This is a genomic window from Promicromonospora citrea, from assembly GCF_013004695.1.
Classification (GTDB): domain Bacteria; phylum Actinomycetota; class Actinomycetes; order Actinomycetales; family Cellulomonadaceae; genus Promicromonospora; species Promicromonospora citrea.
Genome location: NZ_JABEMG010000156.1, coordinates 1 through 9,316, shown reverse-complemented (window position 1 = coordinate 9,316; position 9,316 = coordinate 1). Strand labels below are relative to the sequence as shown.

Here is a 9,316-nt window from a genome sequence, read left to right as displayed (position 1 = left end):
AGCCGTCGGCCGGCCCGGCGTCGCGCCGTGCCGAGGAGCCCTCGCCGCGTGCCGGGCGCGAGCCGCCCTGGCGGCCGCCGGAGCGCTGCCCGCCCGAGCGGCCGGACCGCCCGGAGCGCGATCCGCCGGCCCGCTTGCCGGTCTCGCCGAGGTCCTCGAGCTCCTCCGCGTCGAGGCCCGCCAGGTGCTGCGCGGACTTCGGCAGCCGGCCCTTGGTGCCCTCGGGGATGCCCAGGTCGGTGTACAGGTGCGGCGAGGTCGAGTAGGTCTCGACCGGCTCGGGGAAGCCGACGTCGAGGGCCTTGTCGATGAGCGACCAGCGCGGCACGTCGTCCCAGTCCACGAAGGTGACCGCGGTGCCCTTGTTGCCCGCGCGGCCGGTGCGGCCCACGCGGTGCAGGTAGGTGCGCTCGTCCTCGGGGCACTGGTAGTTGACGACGTGCGTCACGTCCTCGACGTCGATGCCGCGGGCGGCGACGTCGGTGGCGACCAGCACGTCGATCTTGCTGTTGCGGAACGCGCGCAGCGCCTGCTCGCGGGCGCCCTGGCCGAGGTCGCCGTGGATGGCGCCGGCAGCGAACCCGCGGCTCTGCAGCTCGTCGGCGACCTTGGCCGCCGTGCGCTTGGTGCGCGCGAACACGATGGTGCGGCCACGGCCGTCCGCCTGCAGCAGGCGGGCCAGCACCTCGACCTTGTCGAGCGCGTGCGCCCGGTACACGACCTGCTTGATGTTCTTGACGGTCGCGCCCTCGTCGTCCGGCTCGGCGGCGCGGATGTGCGTGGGCTGCTTCATGTAGCGGCGCGCCATCGAGACGACGGCACCCGGCATGGTCGCGCTGAACAGCATGGTGTGCCGCTGCGCGGGCGTGCGGGCGAGGATCTTCTCGACGTCGGGCAGGAAGCCGAGGTCCAGCATCTCGTCGGCCTCGTCGAGCACGACCGTCCCGGCCCGCAGGAGCGTGAGGTGGCCCTGGTTCAGGAGGTCGATCATGCGGCCGGGGGTGCCGACGACGACGTCGACGCCCGCCTTGAGGGCCTCGATCTGCGGCTCGTAGGCACGGCCGCCGTAGACCTGCACGATGCGCACGGACCGGCGGGCGGACGCCGTCGCCAGGTCGTTGGCGACCTGGACGGCGAGCTCGCGCGTCGGCACGACGACGACGGCCTGCGGCTTGCCCGGCGCCACGAGCTGGTCGTAGCCGGGCTCGCCCGGTGCGACCACGCGGTGCAGCAGCGGGACGCCGAAGCCCAGCGTCTTGCCCGTACCGGTCTTGGCCTGGCCGATGATGTCGTGCCCGCTCATCGCCACCGGCAGCGTCATGGCCTGGATGGGGAACGGGTGGGTGATGCCGCCGTCCTTGAGCGCGTCGACGATCTCGGGGCGGACGCCGAAGTCCGCGAACGTCACGTTCTGCGCCTGGATGGCGGACGGGCTGGAGTAGTCGGGGCCCGAGCCGACCGTGGGCTCGGGATTGACGGTGGCCGCGCTCGCGGCCGAGGTGTCTGTGGTAGTCACTGGCGCCTTCATCTCTCGCGGCGCGGTGGGCCCTCATGGCCCGGCGATCGCGCCTGGGTGCGGCAGCCGATCGTGGAAATCAGCGCGCGCCAGGGACCAGGGGCCCCGGCTGCGCATCCCGCGCGTGAGCCTCGGGGTGAGGCCGGGCACGGGATCGGGGTCGGAACGAGACGACCGGGCAACCATGTACGCCAGTCATGGTACGCGCAGGATGTTTCCGCGTGGTAAGCGAACCGCGAAGAAGTGCGCCGCAGTAACGAACGCCACGTCGTGGCGCGGTTGCGGATGGCACGGTGCGGTGGGCGCGGTGCGGTGGGCGCGGTGCGGTGGGCGCGTGGCGGGCGGCGCGGTGCGTGCCGGCCCGCCACGCCGCGGGTCAGACCGCGCCGAAGCCGACCTTGCGCTGCTCCTCGGAGCCGATCTCGACATAGCCGATGGCACTGCCGGGGATGATCACCTTGCGGCCACGGGAGTCGGTGAGCTCGAGCGGGTCGCCGCCCAGGGCCTTCTTGACGGCGGCCGCAACGGCGTCAGCGCTCTCTTCCGTCTCGACCGTGACCTCGCGCGTGAGGTTCTGCACACCGATGGTGACGTCCACGTTTACTCCAGTTCGGTCGGGGATTGCGCCGTGTGCCCGCTGGTACGGGGACCCGGCCAGTCGATCCTAGTCACGCGGCACGACCGGCGGCCCACGGTTTCGCCGTGAGCCGACAGGCATCCGCAGGCGATGCGGCAGGCGGTCCGGCAGGCGCTGCGGACGGCCCATGGGCACGGGGGGCCGTGCGTGGCACCATGGACGGCGTGGGTGGTCCGACCTCTCCCCGGCGCGCGGCGGTGACGCTCGGCGTGTGCCTCGCGCTGGGCCTCGGCGCCGGCGTGGCGGTCACGGTGTCGGCCGAGCCGGACGCCTCCGCCTCCGCGGTCGCAGGCCTGGTCGAGGACAACCTCGGCACGGGTGCCGCCGACGTCGTGCGGGACGCCTACGAGGCGGCCCGCGCGGGCGAGCGCACCTCGCCGCCCGAGTCCGCGCAGGAGGCAGCGAACGGGACGCGAGCAGGGCTCGAGGTCGCCGGAGACTCCGTCACGGCGCAGGCACCGGCCACGACGCCCGGCGAGCCGGTGACGCGCAAGTCCGCCCCGCCCTCGCCGCGCCCGGCGTCCGCTGCCCCGTCCGCCCACCCGTCCGCCGGCCCCGGCCCGACGGCAGAACCGGGCTCGGGCATCGTCGGCGCGCGGCCCGCCGTCCGGGAGAAGCTGTCCGGCCGCCTGCTCATCGCGCGCGGTTCCCGGCCCGCCCCCGCGCAGGGCAAGGTCTGGCGGGTCCAGGTCGCCGTCGAGAAGGGGCTGCCGGTGGACCGGCAGGTCTTCGCCGAGGCGGTGCTGGACACCCTCAACGACCCGCGGGGGTGGAACGCGGCGGACGGCTCCACGTTCGCGTGGACGGACTCCGACCGCTACGACGTGCGCGTGGTCCTGGCGAGCCCCGGCACGACCGACGAGCTGTGCCTCCCGCTGGACACGATCGGCGAGCTGTCGTGCGGCATCGAGGGGACCGCGGTGCTCAACTTCAAGCGCTGGGCCACCGGGTCGAGCGCGTGGGAGAACACCCGCCGGTACCGGCAGTACCTGGTCAACCACGAGGTGGGGCACGTCATCGGGCACCGGCACGACCTGTGTGCCGGCGAGGGCGAGCACGCGACCGTGATGGTGCAGCAGACCACGACGACGAGCGGGTGCGTCCCCGAGCCGTGGCCCGCGCCCGGGGCACGCTGAGCCCGGAACCGGCGAAACGGACATCTGTCGCACTCCCGCGCGGGGCCGCGGGGAGTGTCAGTGGCTCGTGATTCCATCGTCCGCGTGACACCGACCCTCGCCCTCGCACCACGGCTCGCGCCGCCCGGGCAGTCCTCCGGCGGCTCGGCCCCCGTGCGTCTCGACGCGAGCCAGGAGGTCGCCGTGGAGACGGCGCTCGCGCGGCGCGCGACGCTGGTCCTCGGGGCGCCGGGCTCGGGCCGGACGACCGTCGCGTGCGAGATCGCGGTGCGGGCGCTCGCCGGCGGCGCCCGGCCCGAGCGCGTGCTCGTCCTCGCCTCCTCCCGGCGCGCGGCCGCGCGGCTGCGTGACGAGGTCGCCGCCCGTGCGGGGCGCACGGTCGGTGCGCCGATGGTGCGGACGGCGTCCTCCGCCGCCTTCGCGGTGCTGCACCGGCGGGCGGCGGCGTTGGAGCTGCCCGCTCCGACCCTCGTCTCGGGGCCTGAGCAGGACCTCGTGCTCGCCGAGCTGCTCGCCGGGCACGTGGCGGGGGAGGGGCGTCCGCTCACGCTCCCCGCCGGGCTGCCGCAGGACTCGCTCGGGCTGCGCGGCCTGCGCCAGGAGCTGCGCGACCTGCTGATGCGCGCGGCCGAGCGTGGGCTCGGTCCGGTGGAGCTCGACGAGCTGGGGCGCACGCACGAGCGCCCGGAGTGGGTCATGGCCGCCCAGCTCTACGAGGAGTACCTGGACACCATGGCGTTGCGCCTGGCCACGCCCGACGCCGGGCCCCGCTACGACCCGGCCGTCGTGATCGACGAGGCGGCCCAGGCCCTGCGCTCCTGGGAGGACGAGGTGCCAGGGGCGCCGCGGCCGGCGTGGGACCTCGTCGTGGTGGACGACTACCAGGAGGCCACGGCGGCGACCGCGCGCCTGCTGCACGTGGTGCACGGTGACGGAGCGCGCCTCGTGCTGCTCTCCGACCCGGACTCGGCCGTCCAGACGTTCCGCGGGGCCGCGCCCGGCCTGACCGGCCGCGCCGCCGCGCCGGCGGGCGACTTCGGTGCGTTCGACGCCGAGACCGTGGTGCTCGGCACGGTCTGGCGGCAGGAGCCCGAGCTGCGGGCCGTCACCCGCGCGGTGACCGACCGCATCCCGGTCTCGGCGAGCGCGGTGCACCGGCGGGCGACGGCGCGGCCCGCGTCGGGGACGCCCGCGCAGGAGGAGCCGGCGTCGGACCAGCCGGCGTCGGACCAGCCGCCCGCCGTCCAGGTCGCCGTCCTCGCCGGCGCGGCCCAGGAGGCGGCCTGGATCGCGCGCGAGCTGCGCGCCGAGCACCTGCTGCGCGGCACTCCCTGGGAGCGGATGGCGGTCGTCGCGCGCAGCGGCACCCGGCTCAGCGCGCTGCGGCGTGAGCTCGTGTCGGCCTCCGTGCCCGTCGCGCTGCTCGGGTCGGACCTGCCGCTGCGGGACGAGCCCGGCGTGGCTCCGCTGCTCGCGGCCGTCCGGACGTGTGCGGGCGCGCCGCGGGGCAGCCTCGAGGCGCTGATCGCCGACGAGCTCGACGGCACGCCGCAGGCGCTCGACCCCGAGACGGCGGCCCTGCTGCTCGTCTCGCCGATCGGCGGGCTGGACGCCGTGGCCCTGCGTCGGCTGCGCCGCGCGCTGCGCGCGCAGGAGCTGACGGCAGGCGGCGGGCGCACGTCCGACGCGCTGCTCGTCGAGGTGCTGGCCGACCCGGCCCGAGCCGCGCTGCTGCCGGCGCCGGTGCGCCGCGGGCCGCTCGCGGTCGCCCGCGTGCTCGCCGCGGGGCGCGACGCCGCCGCCCAGCCAGGGGCCACCGCGCAGACGGTGCTCTGGGCGGTCTGGGCCGCGACCGGCCTCGCGGAGCGCTGGAGCGCCGCCGCGCTGGCGGGCGGCCCGGCAGGTCTGCGGGCGGACCGTGACCTCGACGCCGTGCTGGCCCTGTTCCGCGCCGCCGAGACGTTCGTGGACCGGATGCCGGGCGCACCGGTCGCCGCGTTCGTCGACTACCTCGCGTCGCAGGACCTCCCGGCGGACTCGCTCGCCGCGTCGGCCCAGGGCACCGGCGCCGTCGAGGCGCTCACGCCCGCGGGCGCGGCCGGTCGCGAGTGGGACGTCGTGGTCGTGGCGGGCGTCCAGGACGGCGTCTGGCCGGACCTGCGCCTGCGTGACTCCCTGCTCGGCTCGCAGGCGCTGGTCGAGCTGATCGCGGGCCGGTCGCAGGACGGCCGCGTCGTGGGCTCCGAGGCCCGGCGGCAGGTGCTCACCGACGAGCTGCGCGCCTTCGCGGTCGCGGTCTCGCGGGCCCGGCGCCGGCTCCTGGTCACGGCGGTGGAGGACACGGAGGAGGCGCCGAGCGTCTTCTGCGACCTCGTCGCGCCGCGGAACGACGGCGGGGAGGGGCCCGACCCGCGTCGCGTCCCGGTCGGCCCGCCCCTCGACCTGCGCGGCGTGGTGGCCGCCGCCCGGTCCGAGCTCGTGCGCGCGGCGGCCGGGCGGGCCGATGCCGCGGGCACCACCACCCCCGAGCACCCCGCCGCCGCGCTGCTGGCCGACCTGGCGGCGGCGAGCGTCGCCGAGGCCGACCCGACCACGTGGTACGGCGTGGCCGGCGTGTCGAGCGAGGTGCCGCTGTGGGGCGAGCGCGAGACCGTGACGGTCTCGCCGTCCAAGGTCGAGACCGTCACCACGTGCGCCCTGCGGTGGGCGTTCGAGGCGGCGGGCGGCACCGCGCCCGACGCCACCCACCAGACGCTGGGCACCCTGCTGCACTCGATCGCCCAGACCCACCCGAAGGGCTCGCTCACGGACCTCCGCACGGAGCTCGACCGGCGCTGGCCCGAGCTCGCGCTGCCCGACGGCTGGCCGTCGCGCCAGCTCCGCAAGCGCGCCGAGCGGATGGTCGAGCGGCTGGCCGACTACCTCGCCGCCTCGGGCGAGCCGCTCCTCGTCGAGGCCGACTTCGACCTGCGCGTGGGCAGGGCCCGGCTGCGCGGCCAGGTCGACCGGGTCGAGGACGCGGGGGACGGCGCGGTGACGGTGACCGACCTCAAGACCGGCAAGACGGCGGCGAGCAAGGACAAGGCGGCCGAGAACCCGCAGCTCGGCGCCTACCAGCTCGCCGTCGAGGAGGGCGCGCTCGACCTGCCGGAGGGGACGGTCAGCAAGGGTGCGCACCTCGTGTACGTCGGGACGGACACCGTCTCGGCGAGCATCCGCGACCAGCCGGCGCTCGCCCCGGACGAGGAGGGCGGGAGCTGGGCACGCGACGCCGTCGAGGGCGCCGCCGACACCATGGCCGCCGCGCGGTTCGCCGCGCGCGCCAACGACCTGTGCGAGGTGTGCCCCGTGCGGCGCTCCTGCCCGTTGCAGCCCGAGGGCCGGAAGGTGGTCGAGTGACCGAGCCGGAGATCCGTCTGTCCGCGCGCGCCATCGCCCGCCTGCTCGGGCGCCCCGAACCCACCGACGAGCAGGTCCGCGTCATCGAGTCGCCCCTCGAGCCCGCCCTCGTCGTCGCCGGGGCGGGGTCCGGCAAGACGGAGACGATGGCCGCCCGTGTCGTCTGGCTCATCGCCAACAAGCTCGTGCACCCGGAGCAGGTGCTCGGCCTCACGTTCACGCGCAAGGCGGCGGGCGAGCTCACGCAACGCGTCCAGACTCGGCTGGCGCAGCTCAACCGGGCGCTCGGCGAGGAGTCGGGCGAGGCGCTCGCGGGCCTGGACCTCGACCGGCCGACCGTCGCCACCTACAACGCGTACGCGGCCTCGCTCGTGGCCGACCACGGCCTGCGCCTCGGCGTCGAGCCGAGCGCGCGGCTGCTCGGCCAGGCCGAGCAGTGGCAGCTCGCCTCGCAGGTCGTCGAGTCCTGGGACGAGGACCTCGGCACCGACAAGGCGGTCAGCACCGTCACGGCGGCCGTCGTCGCGCTGTCCGGTGCGCTGGGCGAGCACCTCGTGGACCCGGCCGAGGCACGGGACAGGCTCACCGAGATGGCCGAGCACCTCGAGTCGCTGCCCCTCGGCCCCCGGCAGAAGAAGCGCACCAAGGACGTCGACAAGCTCATCGGGTCGGTCGCGGAGCGGGCCCGGTTCGTCGACCTCGTGGTCGAGTACCGGCGCCGCAAGCGCATCGCCGAGGCGCTCGACTTCGGTGACCAGGTCGCGTTCGCCGCGCAGCTCGCGCGCGAGGTGCCCCTCGTGGGGGCGGCGGAGCGTGCACGGTTCGAGGTGGTGCTGCTCGACGAGTACCAGGACACCTCCTACGCCCAGGTCGAGCTGCTGTCCGGGCTGTTCGGCGGCGGGCACCCGGTGACGGCCGTCGGCGACCCGCACCAGTCGATCTACGGCTGGCGCGGGGCCTCGGCGGGTGGCCTCGCCCGGTTCCCCGCGCGGTTCCCGCACCGCGACGGCGCGCCGGCCGTCGTCCACTACCTGTCGACGTCGTGGCGCAACGACGCGGCGGTGCTCGCCGCGGCGAACGTCGTCTCGGGGCCGCTGCGTGCCGAGGCGGGGGCCGTCGAGGTACCCCCGCTCGACCTGCGCCCCGGTGCGGGCACGGGCGCGGTGTCCGCGCACGTCACCGCCACCCTGGAGGAGGAGGCCGAGGCCGCCGCCGAGTGGGTCGCCGAACGCTGGCGGTCGGGTGCGCACCCGGAGGGCCGGACGACGGCGGCCGTGCTGTGCCGTGCCCGGGCCCAGTTCCCGGCGCTCGAGGTCGCGCTGCGCCGACGTGGCCTGCCCGTCGAGGTGGTGGGCCTGGGCGGCCTGCTCACCACGCCCGAGGTGGTCGACGTCGTCGCGCTGCTGCAGGCCGCGCACGACCCCTCCCGCGGCGACGCCCTGCTGCGCCTGCTCACCGGGCCGCGTCTCAACCTCGGCGCGGCCGACCTGCACGCCCTGGGGTCGTGGGCGGCCGACCTGGCGCGCCTCGACGACCCGCGCCGCGGGGCCGGGGCGGGTACCGGCGCGGAGCAGGGTGTCGTCCCCGGCCCGGGACCGGACGCCGAGGACGACCTCCGCGTCGTCGAGGGCGACGTCACCGACCACCGGTCGATCATCGACGCGCTCGACGACCTGCCGCCGCTCGGGACGCCCGCGCGGGACGGTCGGACGCTGTCGCCCGACGCCCACCGGCGGCTCTCGGCCCTGGCCCGCCTGCTGCGCGACCTGCGCGGCCTCACCTACCTCTCGCTGCCCGAGCTCGTGGTCCAGGCGGAGCGCGCGCTGGGCCTCGACGTGGAGTCCGCCACGGCACTCGCGCTGACCGGCGCCGGGGTCGGCGGAGCCGTGAGCGACCGCGGCCGGGAGCACCTCGACGCGTTCCGGGACGTGGCGGCATCGTTCGCGCAGTCGTCGGACACGGCGACGCTCGGCGCGTTCCTGGCCTGGCTCGGTGTCGCGGGCGAGCGCGAGCGCGGGCTCGACATGCCCGTGCACGAGCCCGACCCCGACGCCGTGCAGGTGATCACCGCGCACGCCGCCAAGGGTCTGGAGTGGGACGTGGTGGCCGTCGCGGGCCTGGCCGACGGCGCGTTCCCCACGTGGGACAAGGGATCACGGTCGGGGGAGTCGTCGTCGGGCTGGCTGTCCGACCTCGGTGAGCTGCCGTACCACCTGCGCGGCGACGCCGACGACCTGCCGCGGTTCGACTGGGAGCACGCGTCGGACACCAAGGACCTCGTCGCGCTGCGCGACGAGTTCAAGGCGGCGTGCGGTGCGCACCGGCTCGCCGAGGAGCGCCGCCTGGCCTACGTGGCGTTCACGCGGGCGCGCCGCGAGCTCTTCCTCACGGCCTCCTGGTGGGGCACGGCGAGCAGGCCGCGCGGCGTGTCCCCGTTCCTCGCCGAGCTGGCCGACGCCGGGCTCGTCGGCACCGACCTGTGGGCGCCCGCGCCGGAGCCGGACGCCGAGAACCCGCGCAACGCCGAGGAGGTCACGGCGCTCTGGCCGGGCTCGGACGAGGGCACGACAGAGCGCGCGGCCGCTGCGGGCCCGCCGACGGCCCGCGAGGTCCTGCGCGCCACCGCCG

General features: G+C 76.3%; 5 protein-coding genes. 3 read left to right on the top strand and 2 right to left on the bottom strand.

The window, feature by feature from the left end:
* On the bottom strand, positions 1-1,528 hold a 1,528-nt coding region (locus HLB15_RS20590), incomplete at its 3' end, for a DEAD/DEAH box helicase (RefSeq protein WP_212760158.1).
* Between the two features lie 364 nt (positions 1,529-1,892).
* Complete coding sequence (locus HLB15_RS20585; protein WP_171108163.1) at positions 1,893-2,114, bottom strand: DUF3107 domain-containing protein; 222 nt, start codon at positions 2,112-2,114, stop codon at positions 1,893-1,895.
* A 203-nt stretch (positions 2,115-2,317) separates the two neighbouring features.
* Here HLB15_RS20585 and HLB15_RS20580 point away from each other — a divergent pair, with 203 nt between their 5' ends.
* The 3 genes from HLB15_RS20580 to HLB15_RS20570 all read left to right on the top strand — a co-directional run.
* On the top strand, positions 2,318-3,289 hold the full coding sequence (locus HLB15_RS20580) for a DUF3152 domain-containing protein (RefSeq protein WP_171108161.1): 972 nt from the start codon (positions 2,318-2,320) through the stop codon (positions 3,287-3,289).
* Positions 3,290-3,442: 153 nt separating this feature from the next.
* Entirely contained in the window at positions 3,443-6,688 is a 3,246-nt protein-coding gene (locus HLB15_RS20575) for an ATP-dependent helicase (RefSeq protein WP_171108166.1), read from the top strand.
* A partial coding sequence (locus HLB15_RS20570) for an ATP-dependent helicase (RefSeq protein WP_171108159.1) occupies positions 6,685-9,316 on the top strand: 2,632 nt, incomplete at its 3' end. The genes HLB15_RS20575 and HLB15_RS20570, both read left to right, overlap by 4 nt.